At 70.0% G+C, this 18,465-nt stretch carries 15 protein-coding genes and 1 tRNA gene; 6 read left to right on the top strand and 10 right to left on the bottom strand.

Annotation, left to right across the window (positions count from 1 at the left end; all coding sequences use genetic code 11):
- Positions 1–14: 14 nt before the first annotated feature.
- The 5 genes from gltB to BLW17_RS05355 form a co-directional block, all read right to left on the bottom strand.
- Positions 15–4,580: a glutamate synthase large subunit gene (gene gltB / locus BLW17_RS05335; protein ID WP_036733513.1), complete on the bottom strand. Its 4,566-nt coding sequence runs from the start codon at positions 4,578–4,580 to the stop codon at positions 15–17.
- On the bottom strand, positions 4,577–5,389 hold the full coding sequence (locus BLW17_RS05340) for a hypothetical protein (RefSeq protein WP_197055273.1): 813 nt from the start codon (positions 5,387–5,389) through the stop codon (positions 4,577–4,579). The genes gltB and BLW17_RS05340 overlap by 4 nt, the downstream gene beginning before the upstream one ends.
- Before the next feature lie 14 nt (positions 5,390–5,403).
- On the bottom strand, positions 5,404–6,963 hold the full coding sequence (locus BLW17_RS05345; RefSeq protein ID WP_036733510.1) for an NAD(P)-dependent oxidoreductase: 1,560 nt from the start codon (positions 6,961–6,963) through the stop codon (positions 5,404–5,406).
- 181 nt (positions 6,964–7,144) lie between these two features.
- Entirely contained in the window at positions 7,145–7,945 is an 801-nt protein-coding gene (locus tag BLW17_RS05350) for an undecaprenyl-diphosphate phosphatase (protein WP_036704380.1), read from the bottom strand.
- Positions 7,946–7,963: 18 nt separating this feature from the next.
- Positions 7,964–8,950 carry a complex I NDUFA9 subunit family protein gene (locus BLW17_RS05355; RefSeq protein WP_036733508.1) on the bottom strand — a complete coding sequence of 329 codons (987 nt, stop codon included), beginning with the start codon at positions 8,948–8,950 and terminating at the stop codon, positions 7,964–7,966.
- Between the two features lie 245 nt (positions 8,951–9,195).
- Between BLW17_RS05355 and BLW17_RS05360 the strand changes: the two genes are divergently transcribed.
- Positions 9,196–9,280: transfer RNA gene (locus BLW17_RS05360), tRNA-Leu, on the top strand.
- 74 nt (positions 9,281–9,354) lie between these two features.
- Here the strand turns inward: BLW17_RS05360 and BLW17_RS05365 are convergent.
- Entirely contained in the window at positions 9,355–9,804 is a 450-nt protein-coding gene (locus BLW17_RS05365; protein ID WP_036733506.1) for a YaiI/YqxD family protein, read from the bottom strand.
- 181 nt (positions 9,805–9,985) lie between these two features.
- Between BLW17_RS05365 and BLW17_RS05370 the strand changes: the two genes are divergently transcribed.
- From BLW17_RS05370 to BLW17_RS05390, 5 genes are all read left to right on the top strand, one after another.
- Entirely contained in the window at positions 9,986–10,630 is a 645-nt protein-coding gene (locus BLW17_RS05370; RefSeq protein ID WP_081969129.1) for a DUF1269 domain-containing protein, read from the top strand.
- A 110-nt stretch (positions 10,631–10,740) separates the two neighbouring features.
- Positions 10,741–11,451, top strand: a complete 711-nt coding sequence (gene mtgA / locus BLW17_RS05375) for a monofunctional biosynthetic peptidoglycan transglycosylase (RefSeq protein WP_139305913.1) — start codon at positions 10,741–10,743, stop codon at positions 11,449–11,451.
- Positions 11,452–11,556: 105 nt separating this feature from the next.
- Positions 11,557–12,237: an FtsZ-binding protein FzlA gene (gene fzlA, locus BLW17_RS05380; protein ID WP_036705823.1), complete on the top strand. Its 681-nt coding sequence runs from the start codon at positions 11,557–11,559 to the stop codon at positions 12,235–12,237.
- Positions 12,238–12,322: 85 nt separating this feature from the next.
- Complete coding sequence (queG, locus tag BLW17_RS05385) at positions 12,323–13,327, top strand: tRNA epoxyqueuosine(34) reductase QueG (RefSeq protein ID WP_231572852.1); 1,005 nt, start codon at positions 12,323–12,325, stop codon at positions 13,325–13,327.
- Positions 13,324–14,235: a DMT family transporter gene (locus BLW17_RS05390; RefSeq protein WP_052176653.1), complete on the top strand. Its 912-nt coding sequence runs from the start codon at positions 13,324–13,326 to the stop codon at positions 14,233–14,235. The genes queG and BLW17_RS05390 overlap by 4 nt, the downstream gene beginning before the upstream one ends.
- On the opposite strand, the gene BLW17_RS05395 is transcribed toward BLW17_RS05390, so the two are convergent.
- The 4 genes from BLW17_RS05395 to BLW17_RS05410 all read right to left on the bottom strand — a co-directional run bounded on the left by BLW17_RS05395 (position 14,232) and on the right by BLW17_RS05410 (position 18,395).
- Entirely contained in the window at positions 14,232–15,134 is a 903-nt protein-coding gene (locus BLW17_RS05395; RefSeq protein WP_231572850.1) for a sugar kinase, read from the bottom strand. The two genes, BLW17_RS05390 and BLW17_RS05395, sit on opposite strands and share 4 nt — an antisense overlap.
- Entirely contained in the window at positions 15,131–16,003 is an 873-nt protein-coding gene (locus BLW17_RS05400; RefSeq protein WP_036712577.1) for a carbohydrate ABC transporter permease, read from the bottom strand. Before BLW17_RS05400 ends, BLW17_RS05395 begins: the two co-directional genes overlap by 4 nt.
- A gap of 1 nt (position 16,004) precedes the next feature.
- On the bottom strand, positions 16,005–16,940 hold the full coding sequence (locus BLW17_RS05405; RefSeq protein WP_074826178.1) for a carbohydrate ABC transporter permease: 936 nt from the start codon (positions 16,938–16,940) through the stop codon (positions 16,005–16,007).
- Between the two features lie 96 nt (positions 16,941–17,036).
- A complete protein-coding gene (locus BLW17_RS05410; protein ID WP_036732043.1) occupies positions 17,037–18,395 on the bottom strand; it encodes an ABC transporter substrate-binding protein in 1,359 nt (452 codons plus the stop codon).
- Positions 18,396–18,465: the final 70 nt, after the last annotated feature.

An 18,465-nucleotide genomic window follows, 5' to 3' on the forward strand; every position in this document is an offset into this window, starting at 1 on the left:
GGCGGCGCGCCGCCTCACTCGGCCGGCACCGCCGCGAGGTCGCCCGTCTCGGCCAGCGGGTGCTTGAGATGCGGCAGCATCTCGCGCGGGCAGAGCTGGACGAAATGCGCCCGCTCGCGGTCCCAGTCGGCCAGAATGTCGGCCGCCCGGCGCGAGCCGGTCTCGGCGGCGTGCCGCTCGATCAGGCCCTTGAGCTGCGATTCCCAGTGCGGCGTCGTGACCGGGCAGGACACCAGCGTCTCGGCGTTCACATAGTCGAGCGCCACGCCCTCGGGGTCATAGAGATACGCCATCCCCCCGGTCATCCCGGCGCCGAAGTTGGCCCCGATCCGCCCGAGGATCACCGCGACCCCGCCGGTCATGTACTCGCAGCCGTTGGTGCCGCAGCCCTCGATCACCACGGTCGCGCCCGAGTTGCGGACCGCGAAGCGCTCGCCCGCGCGGCCGGCGGCGAACAGATGCCCCGCCGTCGCGCCGTAGAGAACCGTGTTGCCGATGATCGTGTTGTCGGCCGCGACCAGCGGGCTGTCCATCGGCGGCTTGACGACGATCACGCCGCCCGACAGCCCCTTGCCCACATAGTCGTTGGCGTCGCCCGAGACCTCGATCTTCAGCCCCGGCGCGGCGAAGGCGCCCAGCGACTGCCCGGCCGAGCCGGTCAGCCGGATCGTCAGGTGATCGGGCTGCAGGCTGTTCCGCATCCCGAACTTCTGCACGATCAGCGACGAGGTGCGCGTGCCGATGGTGCGATGCGTGTTCCGCACCGCATAGGACAGTTGCATCTTCTCGCCGTCCTCGAAGAACCGCGCCGCATCGCGGGCGATCTCGGCATCGAGCGTATCCAGCACCGCGTTCCGGGGCTTCGAGCGGTCGTAGACGATCTTGTCCGACCCATCGACGGTGATCAGCAGCGGGTTGAGGTCCAGATCGTCGAGGAACGCCGACCCGCGGCTCACCTGCGTCAAGAGGTCCGCCCGCCCGATCACCTCATCCAGCGACCGCGCGCCGATCGAGGCGAGGATCTCGCGCACCTCCTGCGCATAGAAGGTGATCAGGTTCACCACCTTGTCGGCCGAGCCGGTGAACATCGCGCGCAGGCGCTCGTCCTGCGTGCAGACGCCGACCGGGCAGGTGTTCGACTGGCACTGGCGCACCATGATGCAGCCCATGGCGATCAGCGCGGCGGTGCCGATGCCGTATTCCTCGGCCCCCATCATCGCCGCCATGACGATGTCGCGGCCGGTCCGCAGGCCGCCGTCGGTGCGCAGCGTCACCCGGTCGCGCAGGCGGTTCATCGCCAACACCTGATGGGCCTCGGTCAGCCCCATCTCCCACGGCAGGCCCGCGAACTTGATCGACGTCGCGGGCGAGGCGCCGGTGCCGCCGTTGTGGCCCGAGATCAGGATGATGTCGGCCTTGGCCTTGGCCACGCCGGCCGCGATGGTGCCGACGCCCGAGCCGGCCACCAGCTTCACCGTGATCTTGGCGCGCGGGTTGATCTGCTTGAGGTCATAGATGAGCTGCGCGAGGTCCTCGATCGAGTAGATGTCGTGGTGCGGCGGCGGCGAGATCAGCGTCACGCCGGGGGTCGAGTGCCGCAGCCGCGCGATCAGGCTCGTGACCTTCATCCCCGGCAACTGCCCTCCCTCGCCGGGCTTGGCGCCCTGCGCGACCTTGATCTCCAGCTCTTCGCAGGCGTTCAGATACTCGGCCGTCACCCCGAACCGGCCCGAGGCGACCTGCTTAATCTTCGCGCACGGGTTGTCGCCGTTCGGCAGCGGGTGGCTGTGGGCCGGGTCCTCGCCCCCCTCGCCCGAATCGGACTTCGCGCCGATCCGGTTCATGGCGATGTTCAGCGTCATGTGCGCCTCGGGCGAGAGCGCCCCCAGCGACATCCCCGGGGTCACGAAGCGCTTGCGGATCGCGGTGATGCTTTCCACCTCTTCGATGGGCACGGGCTTGCCCAGCGGCTTGATGTCCAGCAGGTCGCGGATGTGGATCGGCGGGTTCGCCCGCATCGCGGCCGAGAACTGCTTCCACACCTCATAGCTCGCCTTCTCGCAGGCAAGTTGCAGCAGCCGCATGGTCGAAGCTTCCCACGCGTGCTTCTCGCCCGAGCGGCGGGCCTTGTAGAACCCGCCCACCGGCAGCAGCTCGGCGGCGTCGGTGTGCCAGCCCTTGTGGTGGATCTCTTCCAGCTTCGCCTGCAGCCCGTGCAGGCCGATCCCCGAGATGCGGCTCTGCATCCCCGGGAAGTACTCGGCGACCATCGCCCGGCTCAGGCCCACCGCCTCGAAGTTCAGACCGCCGCGATAGGACGACAGGACCGAGATCCCCATCTTGGCCATGATCTTGAGAAGCCCCTGGTCGATGGCGTCGCGGTAGCGCCGCATCGCCTCGACCAGATTGCCCGACAGCAGACCGCGCTCGATCCGGTCGGCGATGGTGTCCTGGGCCAGATACGGGTTCACCGTGGTCGCCCCGCAGCCGATCAGCACCGCGAAGTAGTGCGGGTCGATGCACTCGGCCGACCGCACGTTGAGCGAGCAGAAGGTCCGCAGCCCCTTGCGCGTCAGCCACGAATGCACTGCGCTGGTGGCAAGGATCATCGGCAGCCCGATCCGCCCCTCGTCCTGATGCTCGTCGGTCAGCACGAGCTGGCCGGCGCCCGAGCGCACGGCGTCCTCGGCCTCGGCGCGGATGCGGGCCAGCGCCTCGCCCATCGCCTCGGGGCCCGCGCCGTCCGCGAAGGTGCAGTCGATCCGCGTCACCGCATCGCCGAACATCCGCTCGACCTCGGCCAGCTCGCCGGTGGCGAGAAACGGCGTCTCGAGCAGCGTGATGTCGGTGTGCTTCGAGCTTTCGTCGAGCACGTTCTTGAGGTTCCCGAACCGCGTCTTGAGGCTCATCACCCGCGTCTCGCGCAGAGAGTCGATGGGCGGGTTGGTCACCTGACTGAAGTTCTGCCGGAAGAAATGGCTCAGCGGCCGGTACTGGGCCGAGAGCACCGCGGGCGGCGTGTCGTCGCCCATCGAGGCCAGCGCCTCCTTCCCGTCCTCGGCCATCGGCGCGAGGACGTTCTCGATCTCTTCGACGGTGAAGCCCGCCGCGATCTGCCGGCGGCGCAGCGCCGCGCCGGTGAACATCACCGGCTCGGGCAGGTTCTCCAGCATCTTGCCGGGGGCGACGACCTTCTCAACCCAGTCCTCGAAGGGCTGGCTGGCGGCCAGGCGGTCCTTCATCTCGCGGTCGTGGTAGAGCCGCCCCTCGCGCATGTCGACGGCGATCATCTGCCCCGGCCCCAGCGCGCCCTTTTCGCGCACCGTCGATTCGGCCACCGGCACCATGCCGACCTCGGACCCCGCGATCAGCAGCCCGTCGCCGGTCACGACATAGCGCATCGGCCGCAGCCCGTTGCGGTCCAGCCCGCCGCAGACCCAGCGCCCGTCGGTCATGGCGAGCGCGGCGGGACCGTCCCACGGCTCCATGATCGAGTTGCAATAGGCGTACATGTCCGCCCAGGGCTTCGGCATGTCGGTCGTGGCCTTGGACCAGGCCTCGGGCACCATGATCGTCTTGACCATCGGCGCCGAGCGGCCCGAGCGCACCATCACCTCGAACACCGCATCGAGCGCGGCGGAATCCGACGACCCGCCCGGCACGATCGGCTTGATGTCCTCGGCCATGTCGCCGAACGTCGCCGACGCCATGCGGATCTCGTGGCTCTTCAGCCAGTTGAGGTTGCCCTTCAGCGTGTTGATCTCGCCGTTGTGGGCGAGCATCCGGAACGGCTGGGCCAGCCACCACTGCGGGAAGGTGTTGGTGGAATAGCGCTGGTGATAGATCGCGAAGGCGCTTTCGAACCGCGCGTCCTTGAGGTCGGGGTAGAACTCGGCCACCTGCTCGGCCAGCATCATCCCCTTGTAGATGATCGACCGGCAGGACAGCGTGCAGAGATACATCCCGGCGATCTGCGCGGCGATGGCGGCGCGCTCGATCCGGCGGCGGATGATGTAGAGCTCGCGCTCGAACGCCTCGTCGTCGATGTCCTTCTCGCAGCGGATCAGTATCTGCTCGATCTCGGGGCGGGTGGCGTTGGCCTTGTCGCCCAGCACGGCGGTGTTCACCGGGACGTGCCGCCAGCCGTAGATATAGTGCCCCATCCGCAGCACTTCGGTCTCGACGATGGTGCGGCAGCGTTCCTGCGCGGCAAAGTCCGTGCGCGGCAGGAACACCTGACCCACGGCGATCAGCTTGTCCATGTCGGGCTCGTGCCCGGTGCGGCGCACCTGGTCATAGAAGAACGGCACCGGGATCTGGACGTGGATGCCCGCCCCGTCGCCGGTCTTGCCGTCGGCATCGACCGCGCCGCGGTGCCAGACGGCCTTCAGCGCCTCGATCCCGTGCTCGACCACCTTGCGCGAGGGCTTGCCTTCAATCGAGACGACCAGCCCCACCCCGCAGGACGAATGCTCGTCCTCGGCGCGATACAGGCTGTGGGCGTCCATCCAGGCGCGGCGGGTTTCCTCGGCCGCGACCCATTCGCTGGCCGGGACGTCGATCTGGTCACGCTGGGTCATGCCTGGGGTTCCTTGCTGACGGTCCCGCGGGCGTCGCCCGACGGGGAGTGTTCCGGGGCGGCGCGCACCATCTGCGCATCGCAGTCATATTGCGGCTCGACCGAGCCGAAGCCGGGCTGGCCGGGGCGGATGAAGCGCACGGGGGAATCGTTGCTCTCGCCGCGCTCGCCCTGCCAGTCCACGGTCGTCTCGGCCCCGCCGTAGAAGCGGCGGTTCTCGCGGTCCACGAACTGCCCCCCGGTCCGGGTCGAGATCAGGTCGCCCGATTCCGCGAACAGCCGCAGTTCGAACCGCGTCGTGGCCAGCGTCACGCCGTCGATGACGGCGGTGCCGTCCAGCACGTCGTGGCCCACGAACCGCACCCGCTCGCCGCGGTCGGTGACGGTCCAGAAGTCATAGTCGTCGCGCCCGGTGTCGATGAGCGCGATCAGACTCGCCGGGTCCGCCTCGCTGTCCAGCGCCTCAGAGACGCCGGCCACGAGGTCGGTCGATTCCATCCACCGCGTCTCGGCGTCGATGCGCGAGCGGTAGACCTCGCCCTCACGGGTGAAATAGGTCACCCACTGGTCGCCCGGCGCGTCCGCGGCGCAGGTGTAGTGCTGCGCCACGGTGCAGGACCGCTGCTGGACGGTCATCGTCAGCGTGCAGCCCTGCGGCGGGGTGAACACCCCGGCCGCGGCAAGCCCCGGCAGGCCGAGGATCAGGCAGCCTGCCTGACCCATCCGCCGCAGCGCGGCGGGGGCGCGTTCGGCCGGTCGTTCGCATGAACTGTGCATGAACATCGCATGGACCTTGCACGAACGCCGCATGGGTTTCAGACGCCTCACTCGGCGGCCAACCGGCTGGCCCCGGCCAGCTCGGCGGCGATGGCGTCGGCGGCCTCGCGCCCGTCGCGGATCGCCCAGACGACGAGGCTCGCGCCCCGCACGATGTCGCCCACGGCCCAGACGCCGGGCAGGCTGGTGCGGTGGGTGCGGAAGTCGGCCTTGATCGTGCCCCAGCGCGTCACCTCGAGCCCCTCGACCCCCCAGAGCCGCGGGATGTCCTCGGGCTCAAACCCCAGCGCCTTGATGACGAGATCGGCGGGCTCGTCGTAATCGGCGCCCTCGATCGGCTCGGGCGACTGCCGGCCCGAGACGTCCGGCGCGCCGAGCCGCATCCGCGTGACCCGCAAGCCATTGACGCGGCTCGGGGTTTCGACCGGGACATGCGCGGGGGCGAGGGTCGGGTTGTCGCCCACCCCGTCGCCCGAGAGGTCGCCGCCGGCATTGGCCACCGCGCCCTCGTCGGCCTTGCGGGCGACGCCCGGCGCGTGGCCGGCGAAGGCGTTCGGGGCCGAGAGCCAGACGAACTCCACCCCCTCTTCCTCGGCATTCTGCACCTCGCGCTGGCTGCCCGGCATGTTGGCCCGGTCGCGGCGGTAGAGGCACTTGACGCTGGTCGCGCCCTGCCGGATCGCCGTGCGCACGCAGTCCATCGCCGTGTCGCCGCCGCCGATGACCACCACGCGCTTGCCCGCGGCGTTCAGCTCTCCATCCTCAAAATCGGGCACCTCGTCGCCCAGGTCCACGCGGTTCGAGGCGGTGAGATAGTCCAGCGCCCGCACCACCCCGCGCTCGGGCGCGTTGTCGATGTCGAGGTCGCGGGTCTGATAGACGCCGGTCGCGATCAGCACCGCGTCATGCTTGCCGCGGATCGCGTCGAAGCTGATCGTCTGGCCCACGTCGGCGCCCAGCACGAACTCGACGCCCCCCTCTTCCAGCAGGCGGTTGCGGCGCTCGACCACCGGCTTTTCCAGCTTGAAGCCGGGAATGCCGTAGATCAGCAGCCCGCCCGCGCGGTCGTGGCGGTCGTAGACCGTGACCTGGAACCCCATCCGCCGCAGCCGGTCGGCGGCCGCGAGCCCGCCCGGCCCCGCGCCGATGATCCCGACGCTCTCGGCCCGCTCGGCCGCGGGGCGGATCGGCTGGACCCAGCCCTCGTCCCAGGCGGTGTCAGTGATGTATTTCTCGATCGCGCCGATGGTGACGGTGCCGTGGCCGGACTGCTCGATGACGCAGTTGCCCTCGCACAGCCGGTCCTGCGGGCAGATGCGGCCGCAGATCTCGGGGAAGGTGTTGGTCTCCTGCGCGCGCAGATAGGCCTCCTGCGTGCGGCCCTCGGCGGTCAGGCGCAACCAGTCGGGAATGTTGTTATGAAGCGGACAGTGGCTCTGGCAGTAGGGAACCCCGCATTGGCTGCACCGGCTCGCCTGCTCTTTCGCCTTGGCGTCGGCGAACTCGCGGTAGATCTCGTGAAAGTCCTCGGCGCGCTCGGCAGCCGTGCGCTTGTCGGGCATCTGCCGCGGCACGGTGACGAACTTGAGCATCGTTTGCGTGGCCATCGGCTGCGCCCCCTCGAATCATCCGAAGCCCCCTGTAAAGCAGGGATGAGGGGATAAAAAGTCAGCTCTGTTGACGTATTATGGAGTTTTCCCGACGGGCCGTTGCGTCGCGGCGTTGGTTGGCGAGAATATTAGGACCGATTCGATACCTAATGCCCTCCAACCTATTGGCACTGTTGGCCTATGAAACGACCCCGTACCAACCAAGCGCCAAGAGCAACCCGCCGAAGATGATCCGGTACACGGCGAAGATCGTGAAGCGATTGGTCTGGATGTAGCCCAGCAGCCACTTGACCGAGACGAACGCGGTCACGGTCGAGACGACGAATGCGATCCCCAGCGCCGTCCAGTCCTCGGGCGCCGCAGCGCCTCCCCCGCGCAGGCGGTCCAGCAGCTCATAGGCGCTGGCGGCATACATCGTCGGAATGCCGACCAGAAAGGCGAACTCGGTCGCCGCCGCGCGGTTCGAGGTGCCGAGCAGCATCGCCGCAAAGATCGTCGCTGCCGAGCGCGAGGTGCCCGGAAACACCCCGGCCACCACCTGCGCCACCCCGACCGCGACCGCCACCCGCCAGGTGATCGCGGCGCTATCGGGCAGCCGCGCGGCGAAGCGCTCGGCCAGGATCATCCAGACGCCGCCGATCACCAGCGCCCAGGCGATGGGGGTCACGGTCTCGGGCAACTGGAAGCCGGCCTTCTTGACCACCACCCCCAGCACCGCCGTGATCACGAATGCGGTCAGCAGCTTGGCGAGGTAGTCGCGGCTGCCCGGATCACGCCAGCCGGTCGCCAGATCAGCCAGCCGCCGGCGATAGATCAGCGTCACCGCGAGGATCGCGCCGGCCTGAATGACGATGTTGTAGGTGTCCGACCGTGCCCCCAGCCAGTGCTGGGCCAGAAGCAGGTGCCCGGTGCTGGAAATCGGCAGGAACTCGGTGATCCCCTCGATCACCCCGAGGATCACGTCGTTGAGATAGCTCACGTATTTCCCTTTGCCGGCTCAGCTTTCGCGCAGGTTCCGGGCCGATCCCTTGATCGACTCGTACTGCCCCGAGGGGCGGAAGCGCCACAGATACTCGGGCACCACCGCCGCCGCCGAGGACGGCTCGATCCCCAGCTCGGCGAATCCCATGACGCCGGTGCCGACGCGGTTCGGGCGGCGCATCTGCCGCACCTGGTCGCGGGTCAGCACACGGTTGGTGACCAGCCCGCCGCTGGCCCACTGGACCGCGTCGAAGCCCCAGCCCATCAGGACGGCGAGGAACGACGGCACGCCCACGATGGCGCGGCGGCGGTCGGTGACCACCGCGACCATGCGGGCAATCTCGCGCATGGTCATCACGTCCGGGCCGCCGAGTTCGTAGATGCCCGGCGCGGCGGTGCCCTCGGCCCCCATCATCGCGGCGCGGGCCACGTCCTCGACATAGACCGGCTGCAGCTCGGTCGCGGCGCCGGGCAGCGGCAGGATCGGGCCCAGCCGCATCATCCCGCCGATCTTGTTGAAGAACTTGTCGTCCGGCCCGAAGATCACCGAGGGCCGCAGGATCACCGCATCGGGCCGGTGCGCGAGCACCGCAGCCTCGCCCCGCCCCTTCGAGGCGGCATAGCGGCTGTCCGACGCCGGGTCCGCGCCGATCGCGGACAGTTGCACGAAATGCGTGACGCCACGCTCGGCCGAGATGCGGGCGATGCGTCCCGCGGCCTCGTCGTGGATGGCGTCGAAATTGTTGCGCCCCTCGCGCACGAGGATGCCGACGCAGTTGATCACCGCATCCGCGTCCATCATCGCCGCGGTCACCGACAAATCGTCGCGGACGTTGCAGGGGACCGGCTCGACCTGGCCCACGGCGCCATAGGTGCGCACCACCCCGGCCTGGTTCGGACGCCGCACGGCGACACGAACGCGCCATCCCGCGGCCGCCATCTGCCGCGCGATCTGGCGCCCAACGAAGCCAGAACCCCCATAGATCGTGACCAGCCGTGCCATGCGCGCCCTCCGGGCCAACTCTCGAGCGGGGCGGTTTCCCCGTCCGTTCCGGGTGATAGCGAACCCTCAACGGCGCAGCAAGCGGAACGGGCGCGTCGGACGCACGGGCCGCAGCCGTTTCCGCGCGGCGTTGGCGGCCATGCCCGCGGCCCCTGCCCCGGCCCGTCGAGATTTTCGCAGCCGGTCCCCGAAAAGCCCGTTGACACCCCCCGCGACCGCCTCTAAATCCCCCCCTCACGCGACCTGCCCAGGTGGCGGAATTGGTAGACGCGCACGGTTCAGGTCCGTGTGCCGCAAGGCGTGGAAGTTCGAGTCTTCTCCTGGGCACCACCGCATGAACAAACCCCGAGGATCACTCCTCGGGGTTTTTCCTTGTCCGGCCTCCGGCCTCCCCTCGACCCGGCTCACCCCGGCCCGGCGCGGCGCAGGGCGAGGTCCAGCGCCTCGAGGAAGCGCGAGCGGTCGGCCTTGGCGAAGGCGCGCGCCCGCCCCTGCAGGAACGGATCGGCCGCGCGCAGGTCGGCCATCAGGTCGCGCGCGGCGAGGATCGGGCCGATGTTCGCCGCATCCAGCCGCTGCCCGTCGTGCTTGAGCACCTGCGCGCCCCCTTCGATGCAGCGGGCGGCGAGCGGGATGTCGCCGGTGATCACGATGTCGCCTGGACCGGCGCGGGCGGCGATCCACTTGTCAGCCTCGTCCGGTCCCTCGGGGACGATCACCGTCTCGACGAGGGGGTTGGCCGAGGGGCGGATGCCGCCGTTCGACACGATCACCAGCCTGTGCCGGTGGCGGGTCGCGGTCCGCTCGGCCTCGGCCTTCACCGGGCAGGCGTCGGCATCGACATAGATCGTCATTCCCGGGGCCTCCTTTGCTCGCCCGGCCCCGGTCTGCCTGCGGCGCGGGGGTCGCGCAAGCGCTGCCTCGCCGTCCGGCCGCCTCGCGGCCCCACCCGGGCCGACGCGGCGTCGGTTGAACCGCAGCGGCGGGGCGGGCGTTTCCCGCGCAGTTCACCCGGTCAACCAGATGGAGAACACCATGTCCCAACTCATCGTCATCGGCTTCGATTCCGAGGCGGACGCCTTTGCCCTGCGCGACGAGCTTGCCAAGGCGCAGAAGGAATACCTGCTCAAGCTCGAGGATGCGGTCGTGGTGACCCGCCCGACCGAGGGCGAGTACCAGCTGCACCAGGCGCTGAACCTGACCTCGGCCGGGGCGCTCGGCGGCGGGTTCTGGGGCGGGTTGATCGGGCTTCTGTTCCTCAATCCGCTGGCCGGGGCGGCGATCGGGGCCGGGGCCGGGGCGCTGGCCGGGTCGGCGACCGACTATGGCATCCCCGACGACTTCATCCGCCAGATCGGCAAGACGGTGCCGCTGGGCAGCGGCGCGGTGTTCATCCTCGCGCAGGACTTCAACCTCGACAAGCTGCTGCCGCGGCTCGAGAAATACGGCAGCCGGGCGCGCGTCATCCAGACCTCGATGAGCAACGCCGACGAAGAGCGGCTGCGCCACACGCTCGGCGCCGCGGGCTGGCCGGCGGCGAGCGCCGCGGCGCACGGGGCCGGGGCTACGGGGGGCGCGCCGGTCGGCGGGGCGGCGACGGTGGCGGCCGAGGCCGGGCCGATGCCCGACGTCGGCGTGGCGAGCGCCGGCCATCACCCGGTCCCGCCCGAAAAGCTCTGACGTTCCGAACAAGGCCCGCGCGGCAGCGATGCCACGCCCGGTCGGGCGCAGGCCGCGCGCCGCGCGGGCTTTCTTGACCGCGCGGCCCGCCGCGTGAGACGAGGGCGCCCATGTTCCGGGCGCCCGCCTCCCCCTCGCTGGACGATGCCGACGGCCGCCCGCGGCGCAGTCCGCTGGCTTGGGCCGTGCGCTACGCCGGGCGGCTGGGGGGGCGGGTGGGGCTCGCGATGCTGGGGCTCGTCCTGCTCTACGGCTGGGTGGTGAACCCACCGACGACGCTGACGATCCTGACCGAAGGCACGCGCATCGACCGCCGCTGGACCCCGGCCGACGACATCGCGCCGGTCATGCTGCGCGCCGTGGTGGCGGCCGAGGACGCCAATTTCTGCCAGCACTGGGGCTTCGACATGACCGAGATCCGGCGTGTCATCGCCCGGGGCGAGACGCGTGGCGCCTCGACCCTCAGCCAGCAGACGGCGAAGAACGTGTTTCTCTGGCAGGGGCGAAGCTGGGTCAGGAAGGCGCTCGAGACGCTCTATACCCCGATGATCGAGGCGGTGTGGACCAAGCGGCGCATCCTCGAGGTCTATCTCAACGTGGCCGAATTCGGGCCGGGCGTGTTCGGCGTCCACGCCGCCGCCGCGCACCACTTCCGCACCACGCCCGACCGGCTGAGCCCGGCGCAGGCGGCGGCGCTGGCCGCGGTGCTGCCGGCGCCGAAGTCCCGCACCGCGCGCCCCGGATCGAGCCGCGCCCGCGCCATCGCCGACGGGGCCGAGACGATCCGCCGAGACGGCCGCGCCGCCTGTTTCGAGCGGTAGGCGGGCTCAACCGCGCCCCCTCTGGCGGTTGTGCCGGACGGGCGGGCCGCGTATCACCGACCGACCTCACCCGCCCGTTCCAGACTGCCCCGAAAGGCCCGTTCGATGACGACCCCCTCGACCCCGCGGCTCTATCACACCGCGCTTTCGCCCTATTGCCGCAAGGTGCGGCTGGTGCTGGGCGAGAAGCGTGTCGAGGTCGAGCTGGTCGAGGAACGCTGGTGGGAGCCGGGGTCCGAGATCCTGCGCCGCAACCCGGCCGGGAAGATCCCGGTGCTGCGGATCGACGGCCGGCTGCTCGCCGAAAGCCAGGCGATCTGCGAGTATCTGGACGAGACGATCCCCTCGCCCCCGCTGATGCCCACCACGCCGATCGAGCGGCACGAGGTGCGCCGCCTCTGCGCGTGGTTCGACGACAAGTTCAACGACGAGGTGACGCGCCCGATCCTGTCCGAGCGGGTGTGGAAGAAGGTGATGAAGGCGGGCTACCCCGACTCGCGGCTGGTCAAGTCGGGGCTGCGGGCGGTCAAGGACCACATCGACTATCTGGGCTCGCTGCTCGAGCAGCGCAAATGGCTGGCGGGGAACACGCTGAGCCTCGCCGATTTCACCGCCGCCGCGCATCTGTCGTGCCTCGACTACATCTCGGACGTGGACTGGGACCGCTCGTCGGTGCTGCGGGAGTGGTATGCGACCGTGAAGTCGCGCCCGGCGTTCCGCAGCGTGCTGGCCGACCAGGTGTCCGGGCTGGCCCCGGCGCCGCATTATGCGCAGCTCGACTTCTGAGCCGCCCTCGCGCGGGGGCCCGGGGGGCGCTGCCCCCCGCCCGCCTGCGGCGGACTCCCCCCGGGATATTTTCGCAAGGAAGACGCTGATCCTTGACCGCGCGCGGGACGAGGGGTTTTCGGCGGTGGGCGTGACCACACCCGACGCGATCCCGCAGGCGGCGGGGCGGCTTGCGGCATTTCTCGACGCCGGGCGGCACGGGCAGATGGGCTGGCTGGAGGAGCGCGCCCTCTGGCGCGGCGATCCGGCGGCGCTGTGGCCCGAGGCGCGTTCGGTGGTGATGCTGGCCGAGAGCTATGCGCCGGGCCATGATCCGCTGGACGACCTCGGCCGGCGCGACCGCGGCGCGATCAGCGTCTATGCGCAGGGCAAGGATTACCACGACATCGTCAAGCCGCGCCTGAAGCGGCTGGGGCGCTGGATGATCGAGCGCTTCGGGGGCGAGATCAAGGTGTTCGTCGACACCGCCCCGGTGATGGAAAAGCCGCTGGCGCAGGCCGCGGGGCTCGGCTGGCAGGGCAAGCACACCAACCTGCTGAGCCGGGATCTTGGCAACTGGTTCTTCCTCGGCGCGATCTTCACCACGCTTGAGCTGCCCGCCGATGCGCCCGAGGGCGAGCATTGCGGGTCCTGCCGGGCGTGTCTCGACATCTGCCCGACGGGGGCGTTTCCGGCGCCGTTCCAGCTCGATGCGCGGCGGTGCATCTCGTATCTGACCATCGAGCATCGCGGGCCGGTGGACCCTGAGCTGCGGGCGCGGATGGGCAACCGGGTGTTCGGCTGCGACGACTGCCTGGCCATCTGCCCGTGGAACAAGTTCGCGGTTGCGGCCGCCGACCTGCGCTATCACGGGCCGCACCGGGCGCCGGCACTGGCCGAGCTGGCGGGGCTGGACGACGCCGGGTTCCGGGCGCGGTTCGCGGGCACGCCGGTCAAGCGGATCGGCCGGGACCGGCTGGTGCGGAACGCGCTCTATGCCATCGGCAACAGCGGCATCCCGGCGCTCAGGCCGGTGGCGCAGGGGCTGTGCGAGGACGCCGACCCGGCCGTGGCCGACGCCGCCCGCTGGGCCGTGGGGCGGCTGTCGTGAGCCCGCTCACGGGCATCGCGCTCAAGCTGGGCAGCGTGATGATCTTCACCGTCATGGGCGCGGTGCTCAAGGCCACCGCCGCGACCGTGCCCGCGGGCGAGCAGGTGTTCTTCCGCTCGCTCTTCGCCATTCCGGTGATCCTCGCCTGGCTGGCGTGGCGGGGCGAGCTCGCGACCGGCCTCAAGACCCGCGACCCGATGGCGCACGCCTATCGCGGCATCGTGGGCTCGATCGCCATGGGGACGAGCTTCGCGGGGCTGGGGCTCCTGCCCTTCCCCGAGGCGACGGCGCTCGGATACGCCATGCCGCTGCTCACGGTGATCTTTGCCGGGATGTTTCTGGCCGAGCCGGTGCGCGGCTTCCGGCTGTCGATGGTGGCGATGGGGCTCGTGGGCGTGCTGATCGTGCTGTCGCCGCGGCTGTCGGTCGGCGCCGGGTCGGTCACGATGGCCGAGTCGCTCGGTGCGATGCTGACCCTGACCGGGGCGGCGTTCGGGGCGCTGGCGCAGATCTTCATCTCGAAGATGGTGGCGACCGAGCGGACCGCGGCGGTGGTGTTCTGGTTCTCGGTCACCGCCACGGTGCTGTCGCTCGTCACCCTGCCCTTCGGCTGGGTGGTGCCGGACGCGCGGACCGCGGCGCTGCTGGTCGGTTGCGGGATCATGGGCGGGGCGGCGCAGATCATGCTGACCTCGGCTTATCGCTATGCGGATGCCTCGCTGGTGGCGCCCTTCGACTATGCCTCGATGCTGATGGCGCTGGCGATCGGGTGGTTCGTGTTCGGCGAGGGCGCCTCGGCCCGGATGCTGCTGGGGGCTGCGGTGATCATCGCCGCCGGCGTGGCGATCATCTGGCGCGAGCGGCAGCTGGGCATCAGCCGGGCGCGGCGGGCGGGCACCCCGCGCTAGATCGGCACCAGCGCGCCGCGGTGGGCGATGACCCTGAGGGCGAGGGCGTGGCCGGCGCGGATCGCGGCCTCCGGCGGCTGACCCTGCAGCGCCGCGGCGAGGTAGCCCGCGTTGAAGCTGTCGCCCGCGGCGGTGCTGTCCACCGGCGTGGCGCGCGGCAGGTCCGCCACCACGCCCGCGCCGTCGGCCCCGCCGTAATGGACCGGCGCGCCGGCGGCCTTGACCACCACCGCGCCTGCGCCCGCGTCGAGGTAGCGGGCGATGGTGGCCGGGGGGCCCTCGTCCCCGAACTGCGCCGCCTCGTCGTCGAAGCTGGGCAGGATCAGGTCCGAAAGCCCGGCGAAGCGGGTGATCTGGGCGCGCATCGTCGCCGCATCCTCCCACAGCCGGGGCCGCAGGTTGGGGTCGAAGACGACCCGCGCGCCGCCCTCGGACGCGCGGGCCAGCGCCACCGCCAGCCGGTCGCGGCCCGCGGGCGGCAAGATCGCCACGGTGATGCCCGAGAGGTAGAGCGTGGCGGCCTCGGCAAATGCCCGGTCCAGCGCGCCCGCGTCGTCGGCCAGCCCGCGCGCGGCCGAGGCGCTGCGCCAATAGGTGAAGCTGCGCTCGCCGTCGGTGAGGTCGATGGCGTAAAGCCCGACCTCGCGCGCGGGATCGGTGGCGATGTGGTCGGTCACGATCCCCGCCGCGGCGATGAAATCCCGCAGCCGGGTCGAGAACCCGCCCGTGCCCACGCGGGTCAGATAGCCCACCGCCTGCCCTTCGGGCAGCAGCCGCCGCAGGTACCAGGCGGTGTTCAGCGTGTCGCCGGCAAAGCCGAGGTGCCAGAGCGCGGGGTCGGGGCTCGCGGACAGCTCGACCATCGCCTCGCCCAGCGCCAGGACCGTGAGCCGCCTCACTCCTTCACGGCCCCGGTCATGGACGAGACGTAGTAGTCCACGAAGAACGAATAGAGGATCACCACCGGAAGCGAGCCGAGTAACGCCCCCGACATCAGCGCCCCCCATTCGTAGATGTCGCCGCGCACGAGTTCGGTCAGCACCCCCACCGGCACGGTCTTGTTCTCGGACGACGAGATGAAGGTAAGCGCATAGATGAACTCGTTCCAGCTCAGCGTGAAGGCGAAGATGCCGGCCGAGATCAGCCCCGGCACAGCCAGCGGCAGCACCACCTTGGTCAGGATCTGCCAGCGGCTCGCCCCGTCGACCAGCGCGGATTCCTCGAGCTCATAGGGGATCGAGCGGAAATACCCCATCAGCAGCCAGGTGCAGAACGGGATCAGGAAGGTCGGATAGGTGAGGATCAGCGCAAGGCGCGAATCGAAGATGCCGACCTGAAAGACGATGAACGCCAGCGGGATGAACAGGATCGACGGCGGCACGAGATAGGCGAGGAAGATCATCAGCCCGGTGACGCGCGAGCCGCGGAACCGCAGCCGCTCGATCGCATAGGCGGCCAGCACCGACGCCACGAGCGAGATCGCCGTCGAGGCCACCGACACGATCACCGTGTTCCACATCCAGCGCGGATAGGTCGTCTCGAACAGCAGGTAGCGCATGTGGTCGAGCGTCGGGCCCACCACCCAGAACGGGCTGTAGTTCCGGTAGTCGGTGAGCTGGTTGTCCGGCTTCACCGCCGTGATCGCCATCCAGTAGAACGGGAACAGCAGCACGAACACGAACACCGCCAGCGGCAGCCACACCACGAGGATGCGGCGGGCGGGGGATTCGTACTGCTCGAGCCCGGTGGCGTTGTCCTCTTGCGCCATCTCAGTCGTTCCCTTGCTGCCATTTGCGGCGCTGGAGGCCGAAGAAGCTGAACAGGATCGCGGCCAGAAGGAAGGGGATCATCGCCACCGCGATGGCCGCGCCCTCGCCCAATTGCCCGCCGGGGATGGCGCGCTGGAAGCTGAGCGTGGCCATGAGGTGCGTGGCGTTCACCGGCCCGCCGCGGGTCAGCACGTAGATGAGCTGGAAGTCGGTGAAGGTGAACAGCACCGAGAAGGTCATCACCACGGCGATGATCGGCGTCAGCAGCGGCAGCGTGACGTGCCGGAACCGCTGCCAGGGCGTCGCGCCGTCGATGGCGGCGGCCTCGTTCAGCGACTGCGGGATGGTCTGCAGACCCGCCAGCAGCGAGATCGCCACGAACGGGATGCCGCGCCAGATGTTGGCGGCGATGACCGACCAGCGGGCGTTCCACGGATCGCCGAGGAAGTTGATCGGCCGGTCGATCAGCCCGAGCTGCATCCCGATCCACGACAGGATCGAGAACTGCGAATCGAAGATCCACCAGAAGGCCATCGCCGACAGCACCGTCGGCACCACCCAGGGCAGCAGGATGATCGCCCGGAAGAAGTTCTTGAACGGCAGGTGCCGGTTCAACAGCAGCGCGAGCCACAGGCCCAGCGCGAACTTCGCCACCGAGGCGAAGACGGTGTAGAACAGCGTGTTGAACACCGCGAGCCAGAACACCGGGTCATCGAAGAGCCACTGATAGTTCTCGAGCCCGACGAAGCTGCCCGGCCGCCCGATCTTGGTGTCGGTGAAGCCCAGCCAGACGCCCAGTCCCAGTGGATAGGTCAGGAAGAAGATCAGGAACGCCGCCGCCGGCAGCATGAAGAGGAAGCCCAGCCAGTTCCGGCTTTCGGCGATGCGGCCGAACAGGCCCTTGCGGGGCGGGGCGTCTGCGGGGTGGGTCGGCATGGCGCGGCCTCTCGCGGCAAGGGGTGCGGGCGGTGGCGGGCGTGACGGCGGGCGTCAGAGGGGGCCGGCGGTCACCCGCCAGCCCCCGTCGATTGGTCAGCGGTAGTAGCGGGCCAGCCGACGCTCGGCGTTGGCGATCGCCTCTTCGGGCGAGCGCTGGCCGGTGACCGCCTCGGCGAACATGTCCACCAGCACGTAATCCGCCATCGCCCCCGCCGACGCCGGCCCCAGCGGCCCGGCGTAGCCGTTCACCCGCAGCGACTCGGAGGCCTTGGAATAGGGCGTGTGGATCGGATTCGAGGTCCAGACCGGGTTCGACGCGAACTCCTTGAGCGGCTGGCAGCAATAGGCCGAGGCGCCCTCGAGCCAGCGGTTGAAGTTGTCCGAGCGGAACATGAACTCGAGATAGGCCTTGGCCGCGTTCGGATACTTGCAGTGGTTGAAGATCGAGACGGTCGAGGTCTGGGCCAGCTCGACCGACTTCCCGACCGGGCCGATCGGCATGTTGGTGGTGCGGATGTCGTCCGCGATCGGCTTCAGCGCCGGGTCCTTCATCGCCGCGTAGTAGAGCGACACCCCGTTCGCCGTCAGCGACACCTCGTCCGCGAGGAACGCGCGGTTGTTGTTGATGTCGAGCCAGCTTTCCGTGCCGGGGATGAAGGTCGCGTACATCTTGCGGGCATAGTCGATGGCGGCCAGCGTCTCGGGCGAGTTGATGGTGACCTCGCCCGCCTCGTTGACGGCCTGCCCGCCGTGCGACCAGAGCAGCCAGTGGGCATAGTTGTTGCCGTCGCCCACCGCCTTGCCGTGCGGGAAGCCCGCAGGCGTCCCCTTGACCTTCAGCGCCTCGCAGAGCTTGAGGAACCCCTCGGTGTCCTTGGGGAATTCGTCGAAGCCCGCGGCCTTCACGTGGCTATCGCGGTAGCAGATGGCGTTGCCGATGGCGCAGAGCGGGGTCGAGATCCACTTGCCGTCCTGCTGGCCATAGGCGGCGAGCCCGTCGTACCAGCCGCCGTGCCGCTCACCCAGCATGGTGCAGAGGTCGGTCACGTCGACCAGCTTGTCGGGATACTGGAAGGGGTCGTCGAACCAGCTCATCACCATGTCGGGGCCCGAGCCGACGTTGGCGGCGACGGCGGCCTTGGGGCGCACGTCCTCCCAGCTTTCCTGGTCGATGGTGACCTGCACGCCGGTCGCGTCGGTGAAGGCCTTGGTGTTGGCGTTCCAAGCCTCTTCCTCGCCCTTGACGAAGGGCACCCAGCGCAGCAGGCGCAGGCTCGCGCCGGCCTCGGGGGTGAAGGTCGCGGCGGGGGCTGCGCCCGCGGCCGGGGCGGCGCCGCCCGCGGGGGCTGCGGCCTGGGCCGCGGCGCTGCGGGCGCCGAACGGCCCGATCAGCGCCCCGGCCGCCGCCATCGCGGCCGAGCCGCGCAGCAGGGTTCTGCGGTCGATGGTCATGGTGGTGGTTCCTCCCCTACAGTCGGCGGTCGCTGCCGCCTGGTGCTTGGTCCGTCCCGCGCCCTCCCCG

This window comes from Paracoccus sanguinis, from assembly GCF_900106665.1.
Classification (GTDB): domain Bacteria; phylum Pseudomonadota; class Alphaproteobacteria; order Rhodobacterales; family Rhodobacteraceae; genus Paracoccus; species Paracoccus panacisoli.